Genomic DNA, 23,336 nt, shown 5'->3' with positions numbered 1-23,336 from the left:
TCAGTCGGCCACCGGCCGCACCACGACAGACTCGGGTGCGACCGTCAGGCGCACGGCGTCGTCGTACGACAGACGGTCGGCTGCCGAGTGCTGGACACGGACGAGCTCACCGTCGGACGTCCGCACCAGGGTGCGACGGAAACTCCCGAGGAACGTGCTCTCCTGCACGTTGCCGTACGCGCCCGCGTCGCCAGAGACCGCGAGTCGTACGTTCTCGGGCCGCAGGAACACGTCGACAGCGCCGTTTGCGACGGATCCCTGCACGGGTAGACGCTGGCCCCACACTTCTACGAGATCGCCGGTCACGGTTCCGCGTACGGTGCTCGAGAGCCCGACGAAGGCCGCGACGTAGGGGGTGGTGGGGCGCAGGTAGAGGTCTTCGGGTGTGCCGACCTGTTCGATCCGTCCGGCGTTCATGACCGCGATCCGGTCCGAAACCGCGAGGGCCTCTTCCTGGTCGTGCGTGACGAATACGGTCGTCGTGCCGAGACGCAGCTGGATGCGACGGATCTCGTCTCGCAGCTGCACGCGAACCTTCGCGTCGAGCGCCGACAGGGGTTCGTCGAGGAGCAGCACGCGGGGCTCGGTGACGAGGGCCCGGGCTAGCGCCACGCGCTGCTGCTGACCGCCCGAGAGCTGGTGCGTGTAACGATCGCCGAGGTGCCCGAGCCCGACGAGGTCGAGGGCATCCATCGCGCGCGCCTCTGCTGCGGTGCGGGCGACGCCGCGGCGACGAAGACCGAAGGCGACGTTCTCGCGAATACGCAGGTGCGGAAACAGCGAGTACGCCTGGAACACCATGCCGATATCGCGCTTGTTGGTCGGGATGCCCGAGACATCCTGTCCGCCCAGCAGAACGGACCCGTCGTTCGCGTGCTCGAGACCCGCGAGAACACGGAGCGCCGTCGTCTTGCCGCAGCCCGATGGGCCGAGCAGCGACACGAACTCGCCCGGCGCGATGTCGAGGTCGACACCGTGCAGCACGCGGGTCGATCCGTAGTCCTTCACGACGCCGCGGAACTCGACGCGGGTACCCTCACCGGCGTCGGCGAGCAGTTGGTTGTCGGATGTGCGGGGCAGGGAACGGGGGGCGGTGTCGGTCACGATGAGGTCCTTCCCGTGCGGGCTCTGCCCGCGCGGCCGATGAGGAGCAAGAGGAGGAAGGCGAACAGCAGCGCCAGGAGGGTGAAGATCGAGGCAGCGTACGCATCGATCTTGTTGACGACGAGGAGCGCGGTCTGCAGCACCTGTCGGTTCAGCAGCGAGGCGATGGTGAATTCGCCGAGTACAACGGCGACCGAGATGAGGGATGCGGCGAGCAGCCCCTGACGCAGGTTCGGCGCGAGCACGCGCAGCACGATCGTCGGCCACGAGGCGCCGAGCGTGCGCGCCGCCTCGGCGAGCGTTTTCATGTCGACGGCGTCGATCGAGGCCTGGATCGAGCGGTACGCGAACGGCAGCACGGTGATGCCGTAGGCGAAGGCGAGGGTCCAGGCGCCGGTGCCGAGGGTGCGCCCGATCTGCAAGTAGATCGGGGTCAAACCCACGACGAGAACGATCGCGGGGATCGAGATGGGCAGCAGCACCCCGAATTCGAACGCGGAACGCAGGCGCGGGTAGCGCAACGACACCAGGATCATCGTCGGGGCCAGCAAGAACAGGACGATGAGCACCGTGACGACCGCGAGGATCAGCGAGTTGCCGAGGCCCGTCCAGATCGGCGCGTACATGCGGGCATTCGCGGGGTCGAACAGCGCGAGCCAGTTCGTCAGTGACAGGCCGCCCGTCGCGTTGTCGCGGAGCGTGTACAGGAACGTCGACACGAGGGGGATCGCGAACGTCACGCCGACGACGATCCCGATGATCCAGCGCGTCACGCGCGAGGGGGCGATCCCGTTCATGGTGCCGCTCATGACTGCCACCGCGCCGCCCGCGATTGAACCACGGAGTAGGCCCACATCACGATGCTGACGATCACGATCATGCCGAGCGCGAGCGCACCGGCGAGGTTCTCGCGACCGAGCACGGTCTCGCTCGTGAGCGCCGTACGGATTCCGAGGGGCACGATCTGTGAGCCCTGGCTGGCCAGGGCTGCGGCCGTGGCGTAAGACGAGAAGGCATTGGCGAAGAGCAGCAGCAGACTCGCGAGGAACGACGGGGCGAGCACGGGGATGCCGATCGTCGTCCAGAAGCTCACGCGCGTGCCGCCAAGGGTGAGGTTCGCCTCGGCCCATTGCGGCTTGAGCGCCGCGAGGGCCGGCATGAAGGTGATGACCATGAGCGGCACCTGGAAGTAGACGTAGGGGAGGATGAGGCCGGGGAGCGCGTACAGCCATCCACCGTCGGCGAGATTGATGCCCGTCGTGCCGAGCACGAACTGGGTGATGACGCCCTGCGTGCCGATCGTGGCGATGAAGGCGAACGCCAGCATGACACCACCGAACTGCGCGAGGACGCCGGATGCGGCATCCACCGTCGTGCGGACGCGACTCGTGTCTTGCAGGCCCAGCAGGGCATAGCAAACGAGCGCACCCAGCACGGCGCCGATGACGGCGGTGAGAGCCGACAGCCAGGTCGAGTTCCAGAACGTCTGCAGGATGACGGGGTCGGCGAGTGCGGCGAGGTTGCCGACCGTGAAAGCGCCGTCGGAATCGAACAGGCCCGAACCGATGGCGAGCACCGTGGGCAGTGCCAGAAAGATCAGGACGTAGACCGCGAACGGCGTCAGACCGAGCCAGGCCCACCGGCCCGGGGCGCCCCGCCGCCGGGCCGGAGCAACAGGCTCCGACCCGACGGCGGACTCCGCGTGCCCCGCGACCGGGGCGAGCGTGGATTCGAGTGAGGTCACTGGACCGCAGCTGCCCACTTCTCGCCGAGCAGGGTGCCGGCGGTCGCGCTCTGCTCTTCGGTCGGGACGACCGTGTCGGCCGGGGCCTCCGGCAGGGCGTCGGCGAGATCCTGGTCGATCGTGCCGGCCTCGATCATGGCCTCCATGCGCACCGGGCGAGCGCCACCCTTCAGCCACAGGTTCTGCACCTCGTCGCTGTAGAGGAATTCCTGCCACAGGCGAGCCGCGGCGGGGTTCGGGGCATCGATGTTGATGGCCTGGTTGTAGTAGCCGGCGTAGCCCATTCCGGGGAAGATCACGACCTCCCAGGCCGGGTTGTCGGCCTTGTGGCTGGCGTTGAGGTAGTCCCAGTCGAAGACGACCGGGGTCTCGCCGTTCGCGATCGTGGCGGTGGTGACATCCAGCTTCAGCATGTTGCCGGCGGCGTTGAGCTCGGAGAAGAAGTCGATGCCCGGCTGGAAGTCATCCAGCGAGCCGTCGTTCTGTACCGTCGCGAGTCCCACGGCGGCGAAGGCCGCGCCCGCCTGCGTCGGGTCGCCGTTGATGGCGACCGAACCCTTGTAGGCCGGGTCGAGCAGGTCGCTGATCTGCTCCGGCGCGTCGAACTTCGACGAGTCGTAGCCGACCGACATGTACCCGCCGTAGTCGCCGACGAACAGCCCTGTCGACTCCTTGAGGGCGTCGGGAATGTCGTCCCAGGTCTCGACCTTGTAGGGCGCGAACTGGTCGGTGTTCTGCAGGGCGACGGTCAGGCCCAGGTCGAACACGTCGGGGGCGGTGTCGAGGCCCGCGTTCGTCTCGGCGGCCGTGATCTCTTCAGCGCTCGAGAAATCCGGCGACTGTTCGTTGATCGTGATCTCGGGGTACTTCTCGGCGAACAGGTCGAGGACCTCGCCGTAGTTCGCCCAGTCGCGGGGAAGGGCGATGACGTTGAGCTGGCCTTCGGCGATGGCAGCTGCCTCGAGCTCTTCCATCGTGCCGAAGTCAGCCAGGCTGGTCGCCGTGGCCGCGTCGACGTCGCTGGCGGACTCGGTGTCAGATCCGGCGCCGCTGGCGCAGGACGACAGCAGCAGGGCGGCGCTGAGGGCCGCGGTTCCCGCGATCAGCACGCGGCGCATACGCCGCAGTGAGATTGATGACATGCGTGTGTGTTCCTCTCGGTGTTCCCGGGCGCTCGGGTAGGGCGCCGAATCGGGGTGACGGAGGAACCCTAGGGATCGCCGGTAGCCGCGAGAGCGGTCTCAGGTGAACGGGAGGTGAGGGGTGGGTGACGCGCTCTCCCGCCGGGCGTGGCGTGCTGGCGGGCGCCCCTCTCGCGCGAGTGCGCTGGTTGGTCGCGAGTGCGCCGGTTGATCGCGAGCGCGCCAGTTAGTGCCCGCGCACAACGGGCGCGCTCGGCAAGAGCCGGCGCACTCGGCGGGGCGGGCGCGGCGCAGCGTGCGGGGAGTGCGTGGCTACGGCGCGAGGCGCGTCGGGCCGCGGAACAGGTACGTGACCTCGCGGATCGACGACTCGCCGAGCAGCAGCATCAACACGCGCGCGAGACCCATGCCGAACCCGCCGTGCGGCGGGGCGCCGAAGCGGAAGAAGTCGAGGTAGAAGTCGAGGTGCTCGGGGTCGAGCCCCTTCTCCTTCGCCTGCTCGATCAGGATGTCGACGCGGTGCTCGCGCTGGGCGCCGGTCGTGATCTCGACGCCGTTGAAGAGCAGATCGTACGACTTCGTCAGCCCGGTCTCTTCGTCGCGCATGTGGTAGAAAGCGCGGATCTGCGGGTGGTAGTCGGTAACGAAAACGAACTGGTGCCCGAAGGTGTCCTGGGCCCACGCGGCGATCTGGCGCTCGCCCTCGGGGTCAAGGTCGCCATCCGTTCGCGGGACTTCGTAGCCGCGGCTCTTGACGATCTCGAGCGCCTCGGCGAGCGGAACGCGCGGGAAGGGGATGGCCGGAACCTGAACCTCCACGCCGAAGAGCTCTTCGATCTCGGCTCCGTGCTTGTCTTTCACGGCCTGGAAGGCGAACTGCAGCAGCTCCTCCTGCATCCGTGCGACGTCTTCGTGCGAGTCGATCCAGCTGATCTCGGCGTCGATCGAGGTGAATTCCGTTGCGTGACGGCTCGTGAAGCTCGGGTCCGCGCGGAACGCGGGGGCGATCTCGAAGATCTTGCCGAAGCCGGCGGACTGCGCCATCTGCTTGAAGAACTGCGGGCTCTGCGCGAGGTAAGCCGTCTTGTCTTCGAAGTAGTCGAGCGAGAAGAGTTCGGCGTTCGACTCGGACGGGCTGGCCATGAGTTTGGGAGAGTGGATCTCGATGTAGTCGCGCTCGATCCAGTACGTGCGCATCGCGTGCTCGAGGGTCGTCTGCACGCGGAAGATGAGGTTGTTGCGGCGCTGGCGCAGGTCGAGGAAGCGCCAGTCCATGCGCTTGTCCACGCTCGAGTCGGCCGCGATCGGGGTCTCGGGGTTCGCCGCCGCCGCGATGTCGAGGGTCGCGAGCTTGATCTCGACGCCGCCGAGCTTGACGCGCTCGTCGTGCTTGAGTTCGCCGGTGACGGTCAGGAACGTGCCGGTCGCGAGTCCCGAAATCGTCTCGGTGAGGGCGAGGGCCGCGGCATCCTGTTCGGATCCGTCCTCGGCGGGACGCGTTGCCGGGTTGACCAGCTGCACGGCACCCGTCTCATCGCGCAGGATGACGAACTGCACCTTCTTCTGATCGCGCACCGTCTCGACCCATCCCGACACCGAAACGGCGCCGTCGGGCAGGGACTGAAGCTGGTTGACCAGTACGCGTTGACTCACGAGGGTTCAGTCTACGGGGGCTCTCTTCATGTCTGCCGGACGACCCGGTCGCGTAGGCGGGTGGGGGAGCGGGTGACGGGGCGCCACAGCATCCGGGCGTCGATCCAGGAGGGTGCGCGGACTTCGGGCACGCCTCGGTTCATGCGGATCGACCAGCCGTTTCGGTCGATGAATCTGTGGTGGTACCAACAGAGGAGTGCGCCGTTGTCGGTGTGCGTCGCGCCGCCCTCGGCATGGCCCGTGACGTGGTGGATTTCGCACCACCCGGCCGGGACACCGCATCCGGGAATGATGCATCCTCCGTCACGAAGGGCGATCGCGCGGCGCTGGTAGCGGTTGAACACGCGCTCTTCCGTGCCGAGGCGCAGGATGCGGCCGTTGCCGCCCATGGCGACGCGCTGAACGACACCCGCGCAGCCGATGTGCCGGGCGGTGGTGAGCGACAGAGGCTCTTCGGTGCCCTCGGTGTGCGCCCAGCCATGACCCGACGTGAGGTCTTCTTCGCGCACCGAGACCACGAGGGTCGGGGCGCCGCCGCCGATTGTCGGCAGCTCGCCGCTGGCGGCCGCGGCCGCGAGCGCGCCCGCGAAGGCGTCGTGCTGCTTCTGTGGGCGGCGGCGGTCATCGAGGGGCGCGGGAACATCCGACGCATCCGCTTCGACGAATCGCACGCCATCGCGCGTGACCTTCGGCGAGAGGGATGCGTCGAAGATGCGCTGCAGCCGCGCCGCGACCTCGGGCAACAGTCGACCTTGAATAGGCACGAGCCCATCGCGCGCGGGGCCGAGAGTGACCGCGCGCTTGAGCAACGCCTGGTGTTCGCGGGGTTCGGCGCCGTCTTGATCGAGCACGACCGCCCACACCCGCGCCTGCACCTTGAGCAGATCCGCGCAGAGCGGCGGTGCACCGTCGGGTCCCTCGCCGCGCGCTTCGGCGGCGAGCACCTGGTCGGCAATCAACAGCGCCTCACGCGAGACCCCGGACACCAAAGACGAGAGCGGCTCGGCCACCGCGAGAACACCGTCGAGCCCGACCTCACCGTCGAGCAGCGCCGCGCGCATCGCGGGAAGAGCGGCGGGTTCGAGTTCACCCGAGAAGACCGAGCGTCCCTGCCGCGTGGCCCGTGCCGCGCGCTCGAAGCGACCGGCGGTCTGGGGGCCGAGGCGCGTCGCGCGCTGAACGAGTTCGCTCACGTTGCGGCATCCGAGTCGCGACGTCAGCCGCTCCTCCCGCACCACCGACTCGGACCGCGCCGCGACCTCCGAAACGGCCTCGATCGCCAGCCCATCGACCCGGCGTCCGAGCCGGCCCAACAACTCCAGCGCGACGGCCTGATCGGCATCGGATGCCGCGGCCACCAGCCCCTCGCGGTGCACCGCATCGACGACCTCGCCGACGTGCGCGACCAGTTCGCGCAGGGTGTCGACGAGGCTTTCCATACCTCTATTCTGCCGAGGGCCACCGACATTGAGCGGGGGTTTTCGCCCGGTCAGAAATGAAATACTTCTCATCTTCGAGTGGGGCTGTGGAGGGCGCGTTTCGACTCGCTTCGCTCGCTCAACGAGCGGTCGTCCCAGGAACGCGACACGCCCCACCCGTACCCTTGATATATGACGCTGACCTCGACGATCTCGCGCCGCCGGGCCACCCTCCGCTCCCTCATCAATATGGTTCGTGGTGGCCTGATCGGGATCGCCGAGCTGCTGCCCGGCATCTCGGGCGGCACGGTCGCGCTGATCACGGGCGTCTACGAGCGCCTCATCGACTCGGCGGCCCACCTGACGTCGGCGGTCAGGGTCGTCATCACGGGTCCCGACCGCAAACGGTCGTTCACCGCCAAGATCCGCGGCGTCGAGTGGTCTCTGATCCTTCCCCTCCTGATCGGGATGATCGCCATGGTCGTGCTCTTGGCGGGCACGATCGAATCCCTGGTCTCAACGCACGCCGAGGCATCCCGCGGACTCTTCTTCGGTCTCGTCGCGGCGAGCATCGTCGTGCCTCTCACACTGATCCCGAAGCGCAGTCGATCGATCGTGTCTCGTCTGCTCGGTTTGCTTGCGTTCGCCGCGGCGGCCGTGACGGCATACCTGCTCGTCGATCTGGCCAGCGGCACGATCACCGTCGACCCGCCGCTGTGGGTCGTGTTCATCGCCGCGGCGATCGCGGTGTGTGCGCTCGTCGTGCCGGGCATTTCGGGCTCGTTCTTCCTCCTGGCCATCGGTCTGTACTCGCCGACGCTCATCGCCGTGGATGAACGTGATTTCGCCTACCTCGGCGTCTTCGCCGCTGGTGCGCTCCTCGGTTTGGTGACGATCGTCCGCGTCATGAAGTGGCTGCTCGACCACGTTCGGCGCTTCACGTTGCTGGCTATGGCGGGGCTCATGCTCGGGTCCCTCCGAGCGCTCTGGCCGTGGCAGGAACTGGCTCCCGGCCAGACCAGCGGCGTCGGTGTGCCGATAGCCCCGACCGAGCCCGTGTTCGCGCCCGTTGCACTCGCGGTGCTGGGCGCGGCGCTCGTGATCGGTTTGGTCGTCGTAGAACGTCGGCTGGGCGGGCTCGCGAATCAGAGCGCGGGCAACACGACCGCGGAGGCGTCCTCTCATCAGGTCCGCACAGAGACCGTGCAGAAGCGCCCCACGTAGACTGAAGGGGTGCCCGCCGACCGCCTCCACCTCGTGCGGCATGGCGAGGTGCACAACCCGATGCGCGTGCTCTATGGCCGCCTTCCCGGGTTCGGACTGAGTGCCGACGGCCGCCGGATGGCCGCCGATGCGGCTCGCTACGTCAAGGATCTCGACCGGCCCCTGGCGTCGCTCATATGCTCCCCGCTGCAACGCGCTCGCGAATCGTCGATTCCGTTCTCGGAGATCTTCGGCTTCGAACCGCTCGTTGACGAGCGTGTGATCGAGCCCACCAACGTCTTCGAGGGGCGCCGCATGAAGCGGGCGCTCATAAACCCCGCCAACTGGCGGTATTTGCGTCGACCCGAGATCCCGAGTTGGGGTGAGCCGTACGTGAGCGTTGTCGAGCGGATGCGCGCGGCGATGGACGGGGCGTGGAACGCCGGCGACGGTGGTGACGTCGCGATCGTGTCGCACCAGCTGCCGATCTGGGTCACGCACCTGTCGGTTGCGGGATTGCCGTTGCGCCACGATCCGCGGCGGCGGCGCTGCGCGCTCTCGAGCGTGACGAGCTTCGAGCGCCACGGCGATGTCTGGCGCGAGGTGGACTATGCGGAGCCCGCGAACACCGCGGGTGCCGTGGATGTGGGCGCGGTTTGAACGTGCGACGGATGCTGGGCGGCGTTGCCGCTCTGGCGCTCGCGGTGACGCTGGCGGCATGCACGGGTGGCGGACGCTCCGGCACCGGATGAGGGGGCGGACGTGCGGGATGCCATCGATCGACTGCCGGCCGATCAGGCCGAGGTCGTGCGGTTGGTGCACCGGGACGGATTCAGCCTCGCCGAGGTTGCGCAGATGCTCGACGAGCCGCCGACGACCACGCGCAGTAGGTACGCGCGCGCCAAGGAGTCCCTGCGCTTTGCGCTCGAGTCGCAGCCTATTGTGCTCGACCATCCCTGATCGTCGAGCACGTCGTCGTTTCGTCTCGCTGTGCTCGCGGGGCGACCGCGGTGTCAGGCCGTCGCCAGCACGGCCCGCGCTGATGTCGAACGCTTCTGCGCCACGACGATCATCGTCACGATCAGCGACAGGGCACCCCAGGCGATCAGCCCGACGGCCCCCGCGGTGACGCCACCGGCCGCCGTGAGCGAACCCACCATCGCGTGGTAGGCCGGGGCGGTCGGCAAGAGCCCCGCAATCGCCGTCAGCGGTCCGGGCACCGTCGAGACGATGCCCGTCGCGAGCGCGAGCACGCCGACGAGTGTCGACACCCAGCGGCCCACGCCACCGAGCACAGCGACGAGAGCCTGGTTGACGGCCGCAAAGGAGATACCGGCGACCACGCACACGGCGGCGAACGCCCACCACTGGCCCCAGTCGTACGAGGCGGCGAACTGCGCGACGACCGCGACGAGCAGACCCTGGGCGGCGCCGAGGAGCGCCGCGGGCAGGAATGTGCGCAGCGTCAGCAGCACCGACGACTGGCGAGAGGCGAGGGCGCGTCCGGTCGCGGCGCGGAGGGCCACGAAGGTCGCCAATCCGCCGAACCACAGCACAACCATCGACAGGAGGGGGATCGCGGATGCCCCGAACAGGGACGACCCGATCCCGTCGGTGCCGACGGGATCGCTCAGCACCTCGGCGAGGCTCGTCGCCTCGCTGTCGCTGAAGGCCGGCAGGGCCTCGACGGCCTGATCCAGGCCGTCGGCGAGTGATGTCGCGCCTCCCGCGAGCTCGCCGACACCGTCGACGAGGGTCTGCGCGCCCGTGCCGAGCTGATCGGCACCCGTTGCGAGTTGCGCGAGACCGTTCTGCAGGCCGCGCGCACCGTTCGCGCTCGCGGTCGTGCCATCGGCGAGCTGCGTCAGGCCCGAGGAGAGGGATGCTGCACCCGCCGCGCTCTGGCGGAGCCCGCCCACGACGGGCGATGCCGGTCCCGTGATCTGCGTCACACCGGCAGCGGTTCCCGAGGCTGCGGGCACGAGTCGGTCGACGTAGGCATCCGTCGTTTTCGAGCTGACGAGGGCCTCTTGCAACGATGTGCAGAATGTTCCTGGGGCCCCGGAGGTGCCGCAGTCAGCGACGAGCTGTGTGAGTGCCGCCGTCGTGCCGGCGCTTTGTCCGTCGATCGCGGCAGCCAGCTGCGATGAGCCGTTCGCACCCTCGATCAGCTGCGTTCCCGCGAGCTGGTCCGTGATCTGCGTGATCCCCGCCCCGAGCCCTGACGCCCCAGATGCCGAGCTGCGGATACCGCCCGCGATCGTGTCGAGCCCGCCGGCGAGCTCGCCTGCACCCGAAGACGCCGACCTCGCGCCCGATGCGAGCTGCGCGGCGCCGTCCGGCAGCGCGGCACCGCCCGCGGCGGCCTGGCCCGCGCCATCCGCGAGTTGACCGGCGCCGGTCGCGGCCTCACCGATCTGGTCCGAGAGGGTCGTGAAGCTCAGGAAGACGTTCTCGAGCGTGAGGGTCGAGATCTGCTGACCCGTGATGGTTGCCGCCGTCTGTGTGACCTGCGCGGTGATCAGATCGTCGACGAGGAGCGAGTCGGAGGACGTCTCGACATCGATGACCGCGCGTTCGGGAGTCACCCCGGCCGGGTCGGCGAGCGCCTGACCCGATGAGGTCGCCGCGGCCGAGAACTCGGACGGAATGGTCACGACGGCGTCGTACGTGCCGTCCGCGAGCCCGTCCGCTGCGTCTTCGTCGTTCGAGAGCACCCAGGTGAGGTTGGAGTCGAGGTCATCCGAGCCATCCACCAATCCCGCCGAGAGCTGGCGCCCGAGCGGAGTCAACTGATCGTTGACCGTGACGGGCTCGTCGTCGTTCACGATCGCGGCCGTGATGCGGTCGAGCCGCTCGGTCGGGTTGTAGAGCGCCGTGACCAGGATTCCGCCGAGCACGGCGGGCAGCAGAAGCACACCGATCACGGTGAGCCAGGTGACGGGGCGGCGCGAACGTGCGCGTTCGATGGGGAGAGTCATGCGGTCACCTCGGGGTGGGTCAAAGCCTCGGAGTAGGTCAACGTCAGTCCGGCTACGTCGGGTCGTCGCGCCTCGGCTAGCAGGGCAAGGGCGATCGGCTCGCGACGGGCCGACACCACCAGGGCCAGGCCGCCGTCCTTGGCGCGGTCGGCGGCATCCCGCAGAAGAGCGGATGCCTGATCCCGATCGCTATCACTGGTGATCGCATCGATACCGTCGATCACAACGAGGCGGGGCGTGCCAGCCAGGGCACGGCGCAGTTCGTCGACGGGGTCATCCGCGTCGGAGAGCAGGGCCACGCCCACGCGGCCGCGCACCCAGGCCGCGCGGCCGGGCAGCAGGTGCCCGCTGACCTTCAGCAGCCCGTCGGTGGGGGCGAGGCGGCCCGCGATCGTGAGCAGAAGGCTTCGGGTGGCGATCGTGTCGGGTGAGCTGATCACGAGGGTCTTGCCGGGTTCGAGTCGCATCGACACGTCGGAGAACAGCACCCGCTCGTCTTCGACCACGCCGAGGCCCTCGGCCACCACCACGGCGGTCGTCTCGGGCTCGGGCCAGTCGGTGTACTCGATCTCGCGGCGCACCGCGTCGCCCTCGATGTCGATGTGGGGCAGGATTCGGTCGAGCCACCGGGGGATCCACCAGGCCTTCTCGGCGAGGAGCGCCATGACGGCCGGGATGAGGGTCATGCGCACCAGGAACGCGTCGATCGCGATGCCCGAGGCGAGCCCCAGCGCGATGGGCTTGAGGGAGGAATCGCCCTCGGGGACGAACGCGGCGAACACCGCGAACATGATCAGGCCAGCCGCGACCACGACCCGCGCCGACGCGGTGAAACCGGAGCGAACGGCGCCGATCGCCGTGAGCTTGTCGCCACGCCCGCGACGCTCGCGCGACGCGTGCACGAAGTCTTCGCGCATGCGAGTGACGAGGAAGACCTGGTAGTCCATCGCCAAGCCGAAGAGCACGCCCATCAGCACGATGGGCATGAAGCTGATGATCGGTCCCGTGCGGTTGACGTGCAACAACTCGGCGAACCACCCCCACTCGAACACCGCGGCCACAATGCCGAACGCCGCCCCGACCGACAGCAGATAGCCGAGTGCAGCCGTCAGCGGCACGGCGATCGAGCGGAAGACGATCATCAACAGGACGAACGACAGGCCGACGACGAACAGCGCAAACGGCAGGAGCGCGGCGCCCAAACGGTCCGAGATATCGATGGCGATGGCCGTGAAGCCGGTCACCTTCAGATCGACGCCGTACTCGTCGAGCAGCCTGTCGTGCTCGGCGCGCAGGTCACGCACCAGTTGCGAGGTGGCCGGATCATCCGGGGCCGTCTCAGGAATGATCTGGATGATGCCCGTATCGGCTGTTTCGTTCGGAGTCGCCAGCGCGATCGTGTCAACGCCCGGGATCTGCGCGATCTCGTCGCCGAGGTCCTCCATCAGCCCGAGGGGGTCCGTGGAGGTCACGATCGTGCCCGTCATGATGAGGGGGCCATTGAACCCCGGCCCGAACTCCTCCGCGATCAGGTCGTAGCTCTTGCGCGCCTGCGATGACTCGGGCAGCATCCCCGCGTTGGGCAGGGCCAGCGCGAGCTGGGTCGCCGGAATCGCCATGATCCCGAGACCCACGACGACCGCGACGGTCGTGACGATCGGACGCTTGGTCACTCCGTTCACCCAGCGCTCGGCGAAGCCCGTGCGCTTGCGGACAGGCTTCTCCTCGCGAACGGCGCGGGGCTTGGGCATCCGTCCGCGGACGCGGTGCCCCATGAATCCGAGCAGCGCCGGGGTGAGGGTGAGCGCCACGAGAACGGCGATCGCGACCGAGAGGGCCGCCGCGATGCCCATGGTCGTGAGGAAGGGGATGTTGGCGATCGAGAGCCCGATCAGGGCGATGATCACCGTGATGCCGGCGAAGACGACCGCAGATCCGGCGGTTCCCGTCGCCTGCGCCACGGAGCCTTCGGGGTCGATTCCCGACCGCACCTGGTCTTGATGTCGAGCGACGATGAAGAGCGCGTAGTCGATGCCGACCGCCAGACCGAGCATCAGGGCCAACAGGGGGGTGGTCGACGAGATCGTCGTGAAGACCGTCGCGAACAGGATCAGCGTCATCGACAGCCCGACGCCGATCAGTGCGGTGACCAGGGGCAGCCCGGCGACGAGGAACGAACGGAAGGTGACGAAGAGGACGAGCAGGGCGATCAGGATGCCGACGGCCTCGGTGATCGTCACGCCCGGGACGGAGGTTGAGAACAGGTCGCCGCCGAGCTCCGCCTCGGAGCCGACGGGCAGCTCCGCGCGCAGGTCGTCGACGATGCTGGTGAGTTCGTCGCGGGTCTCGGCCGAGACATCCGTCGCCTGCCCATCGAACTGCAGGCGCACGATCGCGGCGGATGCGTCGTCGGTGACGAGTCCCGACACCATCTCGTCGAACGGGTCGGTGACGGCGAGAACACCGTCGATGCCTTCGATCGTGCTGATGCTTGCCGCGATGTCGTCGACGTACGGCGCCTCATCGACGCGGTCGCCCTCGGCGGCGACGACGATGAACTGCGCGCTCGTGCCGCTCGCCTGCGGGAACGTTCGGCTGAGTTGCTCGAGCCCCTCTTGGGCCTCGGTTCCGGGGATCGAGAACGAGTTATCGGTGCCCTGGCCGAGCAGCACGGCGCCCGCGCCGCCGAGCCCGAGCAGCAGAAGCCACGCGATCAGCACCCGCCATCCGTGACGGTACGACCAACGTCCCAGCGAGTAGAGCAGGGTGGACACAGGGCCTCCAGGGCGTTCGAATGGTCATATCGATACGCCGATGTATCCGATACATAGGTGTATCGTAAATCTTCCCAGGAGCGCAAGGCTGTGTGCATGGTGTGAGGATTCTGGAAGGGAGTGCGTATGGGCGATAGCACGGTGTCGACCACTCGCCGGCGCGAGGCGACGCGGCAGAGGCTTCTCGACGCCGCCGCCCAGGTGTTCGCCGAGGTGGGGTTGGACGCCGCCTCCGTCGAGGCGGTCTGCGAACGCGCCGGCTACACCCGCGGAGCCTTCTACTCGAACTTCGAGACGAAGGAAGAGCTCTTCCTCGAACTCGCCGGTCGCGTCGCTCGAGATCGGGTCGCGGCCGTTCGTGCACGGGTCGGCGAACTGGAGCACGCCCCTGCCCCGCCGGGCGCCGATGCCTTCTCGATCGTGCAAGAGGTGCTCGACGTCTCGAACGACGATCGGTTCGGCGTGCTGCTGATGAGCGAGATCCGCATCCACGCTCTGCGCAATCGCTCGATCGCCGACGCCTACCTCGCGCAAGAGACCGAGATGATCGCGAGTGTCGCCCAGATCATCGACGACATCGTGCGCGCGCGCCGGCTGACGCTCCGGGTGCCCGCGGAGGAAGCCGCCCGGCTCATGCTGATGGCGTGGGAGGGTGCGTCCGTGCGAGCGGTGATGGCCGGACTCGATTACGAAGAGCTGTGCCGTCGCACGAGCGTTCAGATCGGCCGTCTCGCGCAGCTGATTATCGATGCTCCCGCTCGCTGAGCACCGCGAGACAGCGCTCGAGGCGTGCAAGCCACCGCTCGCGGCGCTCTGGCGGTGCTGCCAGCCTCTCGAGCGCGTCGGCATCCGGGCGGATGCGCCCGACGGTGATCGTGCCGCCGCCGCCGGTGAGAGCCGCGACATCCGTCTCGAACAGCGCGGACGTCCCCAGCCCGCAGTCGTAGTCCAGGTTGGGCAGCGCCGCGGCGAGGGAAGCACCCATCGCGAGCCCGATCGCGGTGTCGAGTGCGCTCGAGACGACCACGGGCAAGCCCGCGCGCTCGACGATCTCGAGCGCGCGGCGGATGCCGCCGAGGGGCTGTGCCTTGATGACGAGCAGATCGGCCGCGCCGGCCCGCGCGACGGCGAGGGGATCCTCGGCCTTCCGCACACTCTCGTCGGCCGCGATCGGGATGTCGAGGTAGCGGATGCGTTCCCGCAGCTGCACGAGCTCGTCGATGGACGCGCAGGGCTGTTCGATGTACTCGAGATCGAACTCGGCTAGGGCGTGCACGGCATGCTCGGCCTCGTCGACGTTCCACCCGCCGTTCGCGTCCACGCGGATGCGCCCCTCGGCGCCGAGCTCATGTCGGACGGCGCGTACCCGCTCGATGTCTTCCGCGAGGCGCTGCCCAGCCTCGGCGACCTTGACCTTGGCGGTGCGGCACCCCGGAAAGCGGGCGAGCACTTCCGGGACGGATGCCGCGGGCACGGCCGGAACGGTCGCGTTGACCATGATCTCGGTGCGCTGACCCTCGGGTAGCTCGCGCCATCCGTAGTCCAGCGCGGCCTCGAGCCACGTCGCGGCCTCGCCGTCGCCGTACTCGGCGAAGGGTGAGAACTCGGTCCACCCGGCGGGCCCCTCGAGCAGCAGCGCCTCGCGCACGTCGAGTCCGCGAAAGCGGACGCGCAGGGGGAGGGCGACGACGACCGCGCGTTCGCGGAGTTCGTCGAACGTGGGGAGGGGTGATGCATCCGTCATGAGCCCATCTTGCTCCTGTCGGTGCCTAGGCTGAGTCCCATGGTTTCGGAGATCTTCGATCCGGCGGAGTGGCGCGAGGCGCCCGGCGCGGACGCCTACACGGACATCACGGCGCACGTCTCGGTCGACGGACGCATCGCGCGGGTCGCGTTCAACCGACCCGAGGTGCGGAACGCGTTCCGTCCGCGGACGGTCGATGAGCTCTACCGCGCGCTCGATGCCGCGCGGCAAGATCCGAAGATCGGTGTCGTGCTGCTGACCGGCAACGGTCCGAGCCCGAAAGACGGCGGCTGGGCGTTCTGCTCGGGCGGCGACCAGCGCATCCGCGGTCGCGACGGCTACAAATATTCGGAAGACGAGACATCCGTCACCGACCCCGCGCGCGTGGGACGCCTGCACATTCTCGAGGTGCAGCGCCTCATCCGCTTCATGCCGAAGGTCGTGATCGCGGTCGTGCCCGGGTGGGCGGCAGGCGGCGGGCACAGCCTGCACGTGATCTGCGACCTGACGATCGCGAGCGCCGAGCACGGCAAGTTCAAACAGACTGACGCGGATGTCGGATCGTTCGACGCGGGCTACGGCAGCGCGTACTTCGCGAAGCAGGTCGGCCAGAAGGTCGCGCGCGAGGTGTTCTTCCTCGCAGAGGAGTACTCCGCCGATCGCGGGCGCGAGATGGGCACGGTCAACAAGGTCGTGCCCCACGTCGAGCTCGAGCGTGAGGCGCTCGCGATGGCGCGGACGATCCTCGGCAAGTCGCCGACGTCGATCCGCATGCTGAAATTCGCGATGAATGCGGTGGACGACGGATTGGTCGGTCAGCAGCTCTTCGCGGGCGAGGCGACCCGCCTCGCGTACGGGACGGACGAGGCGCTCGAGGGGCGCGATGCGTTCCTCGAGCGCCGCGAGCCCGACTGGGCGCCGTACCCCTGGCAGTACTAGGCGCTCGGATGGGCGTTGTCCTGGGTGGCTTGTCGAGTGACGGCAGCGATCCGCACGCCGTCGCCGAAGCTCTGCCCGCCGCGCTGAGCGCCGACGATCCGATCCTGGTCACGACCTCGGGCTCGTCGGGCGTTCCAAAGACCGTCGTGCTGCGTGCCTCGGCGTTGCGCGCCTCGGCGACCGCCACGGCCGCGCGCATCGGCGAGGGTGCCTGGCTGCTCGCGCTGCCCGCCGGGTACGTCGCGGGTCTGCAGGTGCTCGTGCGCGCGCACCTCGCGGGAACGCGTCCGGTCTATCTGGATGGATCTTTCTCCCCGGATGCGTTCGTCGAGGCGACACGCGAACTGCCCGGTTCGGCTTTGCGCTTCACCTCGCTCGTCCCGGCCCAACTCGCGACGCTCGTCGCGGCCGCCGAGACGGAACGCCGTCTGGGCGACGTCTTGCGCTCATTCGCGGCGATCCTGATCGGCGGTCAGTCGCTTCCCGTGCCGCTGCGCGAGCGTGCGGAGGCCCTCGGCATCCGGATCGTCCGCACCTACGGTTCGACCGAGACGAGCGGCGGCTGTGTCTACGACGGAGTCCCGCTTGCGGGAATCGACGTGAGCGTTATCGACGGCGAGCTGCTGATCGCGGGTCCGACCCTGGCCGACGGATATCTCGGCGACGACGCGCTCACGGCCTCGACCTTCCCGATCGGCCTCGACGGAATCCGCCGGTACCGCACGGGCGACGCCGGAACGGTCGAGGGCGGCGTCGTCCGTGTCACCGGTCGCCGCGACAATGTCATCGTGTCGGGCGGCATCAATGTCTCGCTCGACCGCGTCGAGGCGATCGTGCGCGGTGTGCCCGGACTCGAGCAGGCTGCCGTGATCGGGATTACGGACGAACGCTGGGGCGAGGCATCCGTCATCGTCGTCGAGCCGGCCGAAACCAGCGATGACGCTGCGCTCCTCGACGCCGCCCGCGCCGCCGTCGCCGAAGCGCTCGGCCCGGCCGCCCGCCCGGCGCGCCTCGTGCGAAGACCCGTGCCACACCTGCCCTCGGGCAAGCCCGACCGCGAGGCCCTGCGGCGCGCGATTCGCGAGCAATAGGATCGCGGCATGGTTCCCTGGCCGCAACTCGTGGCGTTCTTCATCGCCTCGCTCGTGCTGATCGTCATGCCCGGGCCGTCGGTGCTCTTCATCATCGGCCGGTCCCTCGCGCTCGGCCGCCGGGGTGGTGTGCTGTCGGTCGTCGGCACCACCCTCGGCATGCTCGTCCTCGTGGTGCTGGTCGCACTCGGCCTCGGCGTGATCGTGGCCCAGTCGATCGTTCTGTTTACGATCGTGAAGTTCGCCGGCGCCGCATACCTGATCTATCTGGGCGTGCAGGCGATCCGCCACCGCAAGGATGCCGCGGCCGCGGTCGCCGCGGGTGCCGCCGCATCCTCGACCCGGCGCCTCGTCGGCGAGGGCTTCGTCGTCGGCGTCACCAACCCCAAGACGATCGCGTTCTTCGTCGCCGTGCTGCCGCAGTTCGTCGACTACGGTGCCGGGACGATCCCGCTGCAGATGCTCGAACTCGGCATCGTCTTCGCGATCCTCGCGTGGGCGAGCGACTCGGTGTGGGCGCTCGCCGCGGGTTCCGCCCGTGACTGGTTCGCCCGCAGCCCGCGCCGCGTCGAGCGCCTCTCGGCCGCCGGCGGAGGCATGATGATCGGCCTGGGTGGCGTGCTCGCGCTGACCGGCTCGAAGCACTGAAAGGCGATCCGCCTAGGATGAACCCTCGTGGCAGCTACAACTCGCAAGCGGACCGGTAAGAAGCAGCGTGGCGGCGGCGACCCGCGTCGGAGCGGTCGCCCCGACTCCGTGACCGTCAAGCCCGCAACCGCCCGGGACTGGATCGGCGCCGCTCGCCCCCGCACGCTTCCCCTCGCCGTCGCCCCCGTCGTGGTCGGTACGGGAGCGGCCGTGCTCGCAACGGGACTCTTCCACTGGGTCATCGCACTGGCGTGCCTCGCCGTCTCGGTGTGCCTGCAGATCGGCGTCAACTACGCGAACGACTACAGCGACGGCATCCGCGGCACCGACAACCACCGGGTCGGTCCCGGTCGTCTCACGGGCGCGCGTCGCGCGAAGCCGCGCACGGTCCTCGCCGTCGCGCTGGTCTTCTTCGCCCTCGCTGCCATCGCCGGGCTCGCCATCGTGATCCGCACCGAGCAGTGGTGGCTGATCGCCGTCGGCGCGGCCTGCATCGTCGCGGCGTGGTTCTACACGGGCGGCCGTCGACCCTACGGATACTTCGGGCTCGGCGAGATCTTCGTGTTCGTCTTCTTCGGGCTCGTCGCCACGATCGGCACGACCTGGGTGCAGGCCCTGGCGGTGCCGCAGGAGGCCTGGTTCGGTGCCGTCGCTATCGGTCTACTGGCTTGCGCCGTGCTGCTCGCCAACAACCTCCGCGACTTCGATCAGGACCGCAGCGCCGGCAAACGGACGCTCACGGTTCTGATCGGCAAGCGGGCGACGCAAGTGCTGTTCACACTGTTTGTGCTCGTGCCGTTCGTGATTGCCGGCTTCGTCGCGCTGTTCTATCCGATCGCGTGGCTCACGCTGCTCGCGTTGCTCGCGGGACTCCCCGCCATCCTGATCGTCTGGACCTTCCGCCAGCCGCGCGAACTGGTCACAGCGTTGGCGCTGACCTCGGTCACATCGCTCGGCTACGCCGGGCTACTCGCCTGGGCGTTCGTCGGCTAGGAGCGTGGCTCGGCGTCCTCGGCGTCCTCGTCGGGCGCCTGCGACCGCGATGCGGACCGGCGCTTGGCGATGCCCTCGGCGACCGCGGCGCGCGGCTGACGGAGGAACAGCAGAGACAGGCTGAGCCCGATCAGAGCCGCGAAGACGACGGCGATGAGCCAGTTCTGCCGGAAGATCGGAAGCAGCAGCATGAGACCGAGCGGCACCAGGAACGCCAGCAGACGCAGCACGCTGTAGACGAGAACCGGCGGAACCTTCACCCCCTCATCCTAAGCCGGCGCTTCCGGCTCGACGGCGCGCCTGGGCAGACCCTCACAGTTGCGCAACGACGGGTCTCGAGCGATCCCACGCGCCTAGGATGGTTCCTATGCCCCGCGTGCTCCTGATCGTGGCGGTGCTGGCATTGGCGTTCTACGTCGTGAGCATCGTTGACGTCGCCGTGCAGCCACCGACCCGCCACCGGGGAGTCTCGAAGACCACGTGGATCGCGATCGTCATTCTCCTTCCGGTTATCGGCGGCGCCCTCTGGTTCGTCGTGGGACGCTCGCGTCCCACGCGTCTGAAGCTCGCGCTCGCGCCCGACGACGACCCCGAGTTTCTCGGACGCGTAGGCGGCGGGTCGTTCTCGGACCAGGATGAGCGCATCCGTCGTCTGGAAGAGGAGCTCGCGATGCTCGACTCCGAGGCCGACGACCCGCGGAACGCCGGCCCGGCACCGGCGGACCCGGAGAGTGCCGACCCGGGTGCGGTCGATCCGGACTCCGACGGCCCGCGTCGCGGCTCGATCGGCTGACAGTGCCCGTTGCCGGCGGCGATACGCCGCGGACCTCGCCGAGCCCCGCCATGGACTCGGCAGCGGCGCTGCTGGACGAACTCGTGCACCTCGGAGTGCGCGACATCGTGCTGAGCCCCGGTTCGCGCTCGCAGGCACTCGCGCTCGTCGCGACCGCACTGGAGCGGGCGGGTCGGATCTCGCTGCACGTCCGCATCGACGAGCGCGTTGCCGGCTTCACCGCGCTGGGCCTGGCCCGCGAGTCTCGTCTCCCCGTTCCCGTGATCTGCACGTCGGGCACGGCTGTCGCGAACCTGCTGCCCGCTGCGCTTGAAGCGCATCACGCGGGGGTTCCCCTGTTGCTGCTCACGGCGGATCGCCCTCCGGAGCTCCGCGGAGTCGGTGCCAACCAGACCACGCGCCAGCCCGGACTGTTCGGTTCGTCGACCCGGTTCGCGCTCGACGCGCCGGTGCCGGAGGACATCGACGAGGCAGGGGATTCGGCCCAGACCACGACCTTCCGGGCGATCGCCGCGGATGCCTTCGCCGCTGCATCCGGTTCCGTCTCGCTTCCCGCGGGGCCCGCGCACGTCAACCTGCCGGTCCGTGAACCTCTCGCCGGATCCTTGCCCACGTGGTTCGCGTCCGAACGCGAGCCGACAGCGGACGCACCCACCCCTGTCGAGGCGGCCTCGGGAGCCCTGTACCAGGGGGGTGGTGGCATCGGCCTCGCCGAATCGAGTGACCTCGACCAGACCGTGCCGTACGCCTTGGCGCGAGGGCCGCGCACCCTCGTGATCGCCGGCGCCGATGCCGGTGTCGGCGCCGAACAGGTCGCCCACGATGGCGGATGGCCCCTCGTCGCCGAGATTGTGAGCGGCGCGCGTTTTGGACGCAACCTGGTGCACGGCTACCGCGCGCTCCTGCGCGATGACTCCCTGGGCGGGGCCGTCGAACGGGCCATCGTGTTCGGGCGCCCGACGCTGAGCCGTGAGGTCGCGGCACTGCTCTCGAACCCCGAACTCGATGTGATCGCCGTCCGAGGACCGGGCGAGCGGTTGAACCTCAACGGATGCACCGAGCCGGTGGAGTCCGTGCGGGTGGACCCGGGCGAGACCGACCGGGAATGGCTCGGGGCGTGGCTGCGCGCGTCGCAGGCACACGAGGTCGACCTCGGTGCACCCGCGCCAGACCTCGCGGGCCTGTCCGCCGCCGATCCCGCCGAGCGGCGGAAGGCCGTTGACGCCGAACTTGCGGCCGTACGCGCTCCACTCGATCGCACCACGCTCGTGGATGCACTGTGGCGTGCCACGTGGCCGCACGATCGTCTCGTGTTCGGGTCGTCGCGTCTGGTGCGAGTGGCTGACGGTGTGCTCGGAGGCAAGAAGGTCCCCGTGCATTCCAACCGCGGCGTGGCCGGGATCGACGGCACGATCGCGACGGCGACGGGAATCGCCCTCGCCAGCCAAGCCGACGGGCGCTCGGGCGTCACCCGCGTGCTGCTGGGCGACCTGGCATTGCTGCACGACGTCGGGGCGCTCCTCCTGCCGCCGACCGAACGCGAGCCGCGTCTGCAGGTCGTCGTCGGAAACGACGGCGGTGGCACGATCTTCGACGGGCTCGAGGTCGCGCAGGTCGCGTCACCCGACGACATGGATCGCGTGCTGTTCACCCCGCAGTCCGTGCGGCTCGAGCACCTCGCCCTCGCCTACGGCTGGGAGTACCACCGCCCGACCACGCGCCCCGCGCTGGATCAGCTCCTCGTGTCCCCGGTCGGCGGCCGGCAGCTGATCGAGGTGCCGCTCGCGCGCTGATCAGGCCAGGGCGTCGACGATCGGGCGGAACTTCATCCGCGTCTCGAGCAACTCGGCTTCGGGATCGCTGCCGGGCACGATGCCTGCGCCGGCATGAGCGGTGACGGCGCGTGTCTCGCGCGTGACCCACCCGTTCTGCGTCGGCTCCGCAGCGTCACCGAACTGGGCGCTGCGCAGCGCGATCGCCCATTCTCCGTCACCGGATGCGTCGATCCAGCCGACCGGTCCCGCGTACCGGCCGCGGTCGAACGGCTCGATGCGCCGGATGACTTCGAGCGCCGAGGTGGTCGGGGTACCCGCGACGGCGGCCGTCGGGTGCAGCACCCCGACGAGGTCGAGGGCTGAGACGCCGGCCGCGACGATGCCCTCGACATCGGTCGCCAGATGCCAGACGTTGGGCAGCTTGAGCGCGAAGGGCTGCTCGCTCGCGGTGAGCGCGCTCGTGTGGGGGCGGAGCGTCCGCAGTACGCTCTCGACAGCGAAGCGGTGCTCGTCCTGGTCTTTGCCGCTCGCGGACAGGGCGACGGATGCTTCGGTGTCGCCGTCCGCGTCGGCACCTCGGGGCGCCGTCCCGGCGAGCACCCGGGCCGTGATGGTCCCGCCCGAGACGGTCACGAGGGTTTCGGGGCTCGCGCCGATGATGCCGTCGACGGCATACGTCCACACATCCGGGTATCCCGTCGCGAGCGCGCGCACGAGTCGCCTCAGATCCGCCCCTGCGGGTACCGAGCCGATGAGATCTCGGGCCAATACCACCTTGCTGACCTCACCCGCGGCAATGGCCCCGAGGCCGGCACGGACCGCGGCCTGGTAGCCGGGAGCATCGAGTTCGCCGGGCCCGACGGTCGCGGACCACGCGGGACCCCACGGCGGAGCGGAAGGGATGTCAGGGGTCTCGCGTCCCGCGCGATGGGTCGTCGTCACCCACGAGCGTCCGGCGCGACGGCCGAAGACGAACTGCGGCACGATCAGGGTGCTTGCGCTCGCCGACGAGGGATCGAAGCTCAGCGCGCCGAATGCGATGAGGCCCGTACCGGGCAGGCGCACCTCATCATCGACGGTCGCCGCGGCGGCGGTGGCTCGCCAGGCATCGGCGAGCACGGCCGCCTGGTTGCCGTCCGCGGGGTTTGCGCGATGGCCGCCGACCTCTATGAGTCGCGGTGAGCCCACCCCGACCATGCCCTCTCCTCGTCGCAACCACGCCAGCGGATGCGTGGGTTCAGCATGCGCCAGCACATCCTCGAATGGCTCGACCTCGCGGGTCGTGACGACGAGTCGACGCACGCGGGTGGGGGCGGACTCGGTCACTGCTCCAG

Annotated in this window: 21 protein-coding genes; 10 read left to right on the top strand and 11 right to left on the bottom strand. The window is 69.2% G+C overall.

Translation table 11 applies throughout. The features are described from left to right. The 6 genes from ACT9TC_RS06280 to ACT9TC_RS06255 form a co-directional block, all read right to left on the bottom strand. Positions 1-1,107 carry an ABC transporter ATP-binding protein gene (locus ACT9TC_RS06280; protein WP_458042881.1) on the bottom strand — a complete coding sequence of 369 codons (1,107 nt, stop codon included), beginning with the start codon at positions 1,105-1,107 and terminating at the stop codon, positions 1-3. Continuing rightward, positions 1,101-1,901 carry an ABC transporter permease gene (locus ACT9TC_RS06275; protein WP_458042880.1) on the bottom strand — a complete coding sequence of 267 codons (801 nt, stop codon included), beginning with the start codon at positions 1,899-1,901 and terminating at the stop codon, positions 1,101-1,103. The genes ACT9TC_RS06280 and ACT9TC_RS06275 overlap by 7 nt, the downstream gene beginning before the upstream one ends. A gap of 8 nt (positions 1,902-1,909) precedes the next feature. After that, the gene (locus ACT9TC_RS06270) at positions 1,910-2,848 is read right to left on the bottom strand and encodes an ABC transporter permease (protein WP_458042535.1); all 939 of its coding nucleotides are present in this window, start codon (positions 2,846-2,848) and stop codon (positions 1,910-1,912) included. Then, positions 2,845-3,990: an ABC transporter substrate-binding protein gene (locus tag ACT9TC_RS06265; protein ID WP_458042534.1), complete on the bottom strand. Its 1,146-nt coding sequence runs from the start codon at positions 3,988-3,990 to the stop codon at positions 2,845-2,847. Before ACT9TC_RS06265 ends, ACT9TC_RS06270 begins: the two co-directional genes overlap by 4 nt. A 312-nt stretch (positions 3,991-4,302) precedes the next feature. Continuing rightward, complete coding sequence (gene aspS / locus ACT9TC_RS06260) at positions 4,303-5,643, bottom strand: aspartate--tRNA(Asn) ligase (protein WP_458042533.1); 1,341 nt, start codon at positions 5,641-5,643, stop codon at positions 4,303-4,305. A gap of 26 nt (positions 5,644-5,669) precedes the next feature. Next, entirely contained in the window at positions 5,670-7,082 is a 1,413-nt protein-coding gene (locus ACT9TC_RS06255; protein ID WP_458042532.1) for a DUF222 domain-containing protein, read from the bottom strand. A 171-nt stretch (positions 7,083-7,253) separates the two neighbouring features. On the opposite strand from ACT9TC_RS06255, the gene ACT9TC_RS06250 reads away from it, so the two are divergent. The 3 genes from ACT9TC_RS06250 (at position 7,254) to ACT9TC_RS06240 (ending at position 9,224) form a co-directional block, all read left to right on the top strand. Beyond that, positions 7,254-8,285, top strand: coding sequence for a DUF368 domain-containing protein (locus ACT9TC_RS06250; RefSeq protein WP_458042531.1), 1,032 nt, complete (start codon positions 7,254-7,256; stop codon positions 8,283-8,285). 9 nt (positions 8,286-8,294) lie between these two features. Then, entirely contained in the window at positions 8,295-8,924 is a 630-nt protein-coding gene (locus ACT9TC_RS06245) for a histidine phosphatase family protein (RefSeq protein WP_458042530.1), read from the top strand. A gap of 102 nt (positions 8,925-9,026) precedes the next feature. Further along, positions 9,027-9,224: an RNA polymerase sigma factor gene (locus ACT9TC_RS06240; RefSeq protein WP_458042529.1), complete on the top strand. Its 198-nt coding sequence runs from the start codon at positions 9,027-9,029 to the stop codon at positions 9,222-9,224. A gap of 53 nt (positions 9,225-9,277) precedes the next feature. On the opposite strand, the gene ACT9TC_RS06235 is transcribed toward ACT9TC_RS06240, so the two are convergent. Both ACT9TC_RS06235 and ACT9TC_RS06230 read right to left on the bottom strand, forming a co-directional pair. After that, positions 9,278-11,245 (bottom strand): YhgE/Pip domain-containing protein, encoded by a 1,968-nt coding sequence (locus ACT9TC_RS06235; protein WP_458042528.1) that lies wholly within the window; start codon positions 11,243-11,245, stop codon positions 9,278-9,280. After that, a complete protein-coding gene (locus tag ACT9TC_RS06230; protein ID WP_458042527.1) occupies positions 11,242-14,019 on the bottom strand; it encodes an efflux RND transporter permease subunit in 2,778 nt (925 codons plus the stop codon). The genes ACT9TC_RS06235 and ACT9TC_RS06230 overlap by 4 nt, the downstream gene beginning before the upstream one ends. Before the next feature lie 126 nt (positions 14,020-14,145). Here ACT9TC_RS06230 and ACT9TC_RS06225 point away from each other — a divergent pair, with 126 nt between their 5' ends. Continuing rightward, positions 14,146-14,784 carry a TetR/AcrR family transcriptional regulator gene (locus tag ACT9TC_RS06225; protein ID WP_458042526.1) on the top strand — a complete coding sequence of 213 codons (639 nt, stop codon included), beginning with the start codon at positions 14,146-14,148 and terminating at the stop codon, positions 14,782-14,784. Here ACT9TC_RS06225 and ACT9TC_RS06220 read toward each other — a convergent pair. Further along, positions 14,762-15,763 carry an o-succinylbenzoate synthase gene (locus tag ACT9TC_RS06220; RefSeq protein WP_458042525.1) on the bottom strand — a complete coding sequence of 334 codons (1,002 nt, stop codon included), beginning with the start codon at positions 15,761-15,763 and terminating at the stop codon, positions 14,762-14,764. The two genes, ACT9TC_RS06225 and ACT9TC_RS06220, sit on opposite strands and share 23 nt — an antisense overlap. Positions 15,764-15,802: 39 nt before the next feature. On the opposite strand from ACT9TC_RS06220, the gene ACT9TC_RS06215 reads away from it, so the two are divergent. Genes ACT9TC_RS06215 through ACT9TC_RS06200 form a run of 4 tightly spaced genes read left to right on the top strand, consistent with a single transcriptional unit; the run spans position 15,803 to position 19,434 of the window. Next, positions 15,803-16,702, top strand: a complete 900-nt coding sequence (locus ACT9TC_RS06215; RefSeq protein ID WP_458042524.1) for a 1,4-dihydroxy-2-naphthoyl-CoA synthase — start codon at positions 15,803-15,805, stop codon at positions 16,700-16,702. An 8-nt stretch (positions 16,703-16,710) separates the two neighbouring features. Continuing rightward, a complete protein-coding gene (locus tag ACT9TC_RS06210) occupies positions 16,711-17,793 on the top strand; it encodes an AMP-binding protein (RefSeq protein WP_458042523.1) in 1,083 nt (360 codons plus the stop codon). 9 nt (positions 17,794-17,802) lie between these two features. After that, entirely contained in the window at positions 17,803-18,441 is a 639-nt protein-coding gene (locus tag ACT9TC_RS06205; RefSeq protein WP_458042522.1) for a LysE family translocator, read from the top strand. Positions 18,442-18,468: 27 nt separating this feature from the next. After that, positions 18,469-19,434 carry a 1,4-dihydroxy-2-naphthoate polyprenyltransferase gene (locus ACT9TC_RS06200; RefSeq protein WP_458042521.1) on the top strand — a complete coding sequence of 322 codons (966 nt, stop codon included), beginning with the start codon at positions 18,469-18,471 and terminating at the stop codon, positions 19,432-19,434. On the opposite strand, the gene ACT9TC_RS06195 is transcribed toward ACT9TC_RS06200, so the two are convergent. After that, positions 19,431-19,694, bottom strand: coding sequence for a DUF4229 domain-containing protein (locus ACT9TC_RS06195; protein WP_458042520.1), 264 nt, complete (start codon positions 19,692-19,694; stop codon positions 19,431-19,433). The genes ACT9TC_RS06200 and ACT9TC_RS06195 overlap by 4 nt on opposite strands. Positions 19,695-19,801: 107 nt before the next feature. Here ACT9TC_RS06195 and ACT9TC_RS06190 point away from each other — a divergent pair, with 107 nt between their 5' ends. Together ACT9TC_RS06190 and menD are read left to right on the top strand one after the other, a co-directional pair. Then, positions 19,802-20,227, top strand: a complete 426-nt coding sequence (locus tag ACT9TC_RS06190; protein WP_458042519.1) for a PLD nuclease N-terminal domain-containing protein — start codon at positions 19,802-19,804, stop codon at positions 20,225-20,227. A 50-nt stretch (positions 20,228-20,277) separates the two neighbouring features. After that, positions 20,278-22,020: a 2-succinyl-5-enolpyruvyl-6-hydroxy-3-cyclohexene-1-carboxylic-acid synthase gene (gene menD / locus ACT9TC_RS06185; RefSeq protein ID WP_458042518.1), complete on the top strand. Its 1,743-nt coding sequence runs from the start codon at positions 20,278-20,280 to the stop codon at positions 22,018-22,020. Here the strand turns inward: menD and ACT9TC_RS06180 are convergent, their stop codons facing one another. Beyond that, positions 22,021-23,328, bottom strand: a complete 1,308-nt coding sequence (locus tag ACT9TC_RS06180; RefSeq protein ID WP_458042517.1) for an isochorismate synthase — start codon at positions 23,326-23,328, stop codon at positions 22,021-22,023. Positions 23,329-23,336: the final 8 nt, after the last annotated feature.

This window comes from Microbacterium sp. HM-570, assembly GCF_054165885.1.
The sequence above is the reverse complement of the archived record's forward strand: the minus strand, read 5'-3'. Positions and strand labels throughout refer to the sequence as shown.

What these genes read in the sequence shown, in the direction of transcription:
- ACT9TC_RS06275 (WP_458042880.1), bottom strand. Translation starts at nt 1,901, where the DNA reads ATGAACGGGATCGCCCCCTCGCGCGTGACGCGCTGGATCATCGGGATC.
- ACT9TC_RS06265 (WP_458042534.1), bottom strand. Translation starts at nt 3,990, where the DNA reads ATGTCATCAATCTCACTGCGGCGTATGCGCCGCGTGCTGATCGCGGGA.
- ACT9TC_RS06255 (WP_458042532.1), bottom strand. Translation starts at nt 7,082, where the DNA reads ATGGAAAGCCTCGTCGACACCCTGCGCGAACTGGTCGCGCACGTCGGC.
- ACT9TC_RS06250 (WP_458042531.1), top strand. Translation starts at nt 7,254, where the DNA reads ATGACGCTGACCTCGACGATCTCGCGCCGCCGGGCCACCCTCCGCTCC.
- ACT9TC_RS06235 (WP_458042528.1), bottom strand. Translation starts at nt 11,245, where the DNA reads ATGACTCTCCCCATCGAACGCGCACGTTCGCGCCGCCCCGTCACCTGG.
- ACT9TC_RS06225 (WP_458042526.1), top strand. Translation starts at nt 14,146, where the DNA reads ATGGGCGATAGCACGGTGTCGACCACTCGCCGGCGCGAGGCGACGCGG.
- ACT9TC_RS06220 (WP_458042525.1), bottom strand. Translation starts at nt 15,763, where the DNA reads ATGACGGATGCATCACCCCTCCCCACGTTCGACGAACTCCGCGAACGC.
- ACT9TC_RS06215 (WP_458042524.1), top strand. Translation starts at nt 15,803, where the DNA reads ATGGTTTCGGAGATCTTCGATCCGGCGGAGTGGCGCGAGGCGCCCGGC.
- ACT9TC_RS06210 (WP_458042523.1), top strand. Translation starts at nt 16,711, where the DNA reads ATGGGCGTTGTCCTGGGTGGCTTGTCGAGTGACGGCAGCGATCCGCAC.
- ACT9TC_RS06205 (WP_458042522.1), top strand. Translation starts at nt 17,803, where the DNA reads ATGGTTCCCTGGCCGCAACTCGTGGCGTTCTTCATCGCCTCGCTCGTG.
- ACT9TC_RS06190 (WP_458042519.1), top strand. Translation starts at nt 19,802, where the DNA reads ATGCCCCGCGTGCTCCTGATCGTGGCGGTGCTGGCATTGGCGTTCTAC.
- menD (WP_458042518.1), top strand. Translation starts at nt 20,278, where the DNA reads ATGGACTCGGCAGCGGCGCTGCTGGACGAACTCGTGCACCTCGGAGTG.